The organism is Kineococcus indalonis, assembly GCF_009906395.1.
Classification (GTDB): domain Bacteria; phylum Actinomycetota; class Actinomycetes; order Actinomycetales; family Kineococcaceae; genus Kineococcus; species Kineococcus indalonis.
Genome location: NZ_JAAALM010000620.1, coordinates 1 through 2,106, shown reverse-complemented (window position 1 = coordinate 2,106; position 2,106 = coordinate 1). Strand labels below are relative to the sequence as shown.

Annotated in this window: 2 protein-coding genes; one reads left to right on the top strand and one right to left on the bottom strand. The window is 75.0% G+C overall.

From position 1 onward, the window contains the following. Positions 1-1,492 (bottom strand): circularly permuted type 2 ATP-grasp protein (locus GTR00_RS19615; RefSeq protein WP_166613232.1); only part of this gene is annotated, 1,492 nt, incomplete at its 3' end. 244 nt (positions 1,493-1,736) lie between these two features. Here GTR00_RS19615 and rpsT point away from each other — a divergent pair. Then, positions 1,737-2,009, top strand: a complete 273-nt coding sequence (gene rpsT / locus GTR00_RS25235; RefSeq protein WP_166613231.1) for a 30S ribosomal protein S20 — start codon at positions 1,737-1,739, stop codon at positions 2,007-2,009. The last annotated feature ends 97 nt before the right edge of the window (positions 2,010-2,106 follow it).

The window sequence follows — 2,106 nt, the reverse complement described above, 5'->3', positions numbered from 1 at the left end:
GTGCGGGGGCGGGCGGCGCGGAACCGGCCAGGGCCTCGTCCTCGGCGGCCAGCACCCAGGTGTCCTTCGAGCCGCCGCCCTGGCTGGAGTTCACCACCAGCGAGCCCTCCCGCAGCGCCACCCGGGTCAGCCCGCCGCGCAGCACCCGCACCGTGGAGCCGTCGTTGACGGCGAAGGGGCGCAGGTCCACGTGCCGCGGCCGCAGCTGCGCGCCGGCCAGCGTCGGCACCGTCGACAGCGCCACCACCGGCTGGGCGATCCAGCCGCGCGGGTCCGCCAGCACCCGCGCGCGCAGCGCGTCCAGCTCCTCGCGCGAGGCGTCCGGGCACACCACCAGGCCCTTGCCCCCCGAGCCGTCCACCGGCTTGACGACGAGCTCGCCCAGGCGGTCCAGGGCCTCCTCGCGCTCGGCGGGGATCTCGAAGCGGTACGTGGGGACGTTGCCCAGGACCGGCTCCTCGCCCAGGTAGTACCGCGTCAGGTCCGGCACGTACGTGTAGACGAGCTTGTCGTCGGCCACGCCGTTGCCCACGGCGTTGGCGATGCTCACCCCGCCGGCGCGCGCGGCGTTGAGGATGCCGGCCACCCCCAGCACCGAGTCGCGGCGGAAGTGCACCGGGTCCAGGAACTCGTCGTCGACGCGGCGGTACACCACGTCCACGCGCCGCTCCCCGGCGGTGGTGCGCATGTGCACGCGGTTGCCGCGGCAGACCAGGTCGCGGCCCTCCACCAGCTCCACGCCCATGGCCCGCGCCAGCAGCGAGTGCTCGAAGTAGGCGGAGTTGTACACGCCGGGGGTCAGCACGACCACGGTCGGGTCGTCCACGCCGGCGGGGGCGCTGGCGCGCAGCGCCGCCAGCAGCGTCTGCGGGTAGTCCGCCACCGGGTGCACCCGGTGCGCCTGCAGCGCGTCGGGCAGCACCTGCGTGATCGCCTGGCGGTTCTCCAGCACGTAGCTGACGCCGCTGGGCACCCGCACGTTGTCCTCCAGGACGCGGAAGTCGCCGTGCTCGTCGCGCACCAGGTCGATGCCGGCGACGTGCACGCGCACCCCGCCGCCGGGCTCGACGCCCACCGCGGCGCGGTGGAAGTGGCTGGAGGAGGTGATCACCCGGCGCGGCACGACGCCGTCGCGCACGACCCGCATCGGCCCGTGCACGTCGGCGAGGAAGGCCTCCAGGACCCGCACCCGCTGCGCCACGCCGCGCTCGACGACCGCCCACTGCTGCGCCTCGACGACCCGGGGCACCACGTCCAGGGGGAAGGGGCGCTCCTCGCCGGCGTAGTCGAAGGTGACGCCGCGGTCCAGGAAGGTGCTGGCCAGCTGGTCGGCGCGGGCCAGCAGCTCCGTGGCCGGCAGGTCCCGCAGGGTGGCGAACAGCGCCGCCCACTCCGGGCGCGGCGCGCCGTCCGCGCCGAGCATCTCGTCGACCGCGCGGTCCGCGGCCCACCCCACCGGGGCGTCCCGGTAGCCCTCGAAGACGTCGCCCATGCGCGGACCGTAGGGCTCGCAGGTTTCCCGGCTGTTAACGGCCGCCCGGCCCCCGCACCGGCCGCCGCCCGCACCCCTCTAGGTCCGGGCGGCGGCCGGTGCCCTGGTACTCTTGAGGACGCCTTCGCCTCCTCGTGCGGAGGTCACGGCCGATCACCCTCACCCCCGGTACCCCACGCCGGAGTCCAGGTGTCCCGGCCGCCCTCTGACACCGACAGCTCGACCGCAAGGAGACGGACGCCCCGTGGCGAACATCAAGTCCCAGAAGAAGCGCATCCTGACCGCCGAGAAGGCGCGCCTGCGCAACAAGGCCGTGAAGTCCGAGCTGCGCACCGCCGTCCGCGCGTTCCGCGAGGCCGCCGCCTCCGGCGACGCCGAGAAGGCGAAGGCCGCGCTCCAGCACGCCACCCGCAAGCTGGACAAGGCCGTCAGCAAGGGCGTGATCCACAAGAACCAGGCCGCGAACCGCAAGTCGGCCATCGCGAAGAGCGCCGCCAAGGTCAGCAGCGCCGCCTGAGCACCCGCACCGCCTGAGCGCGAGCTCACCACGAAGGGCCGGTCCCCCCGCGGGGGGACCGGCCCTTCGTGGTGAGCTCGCGCTCAGGCGGTGCGGG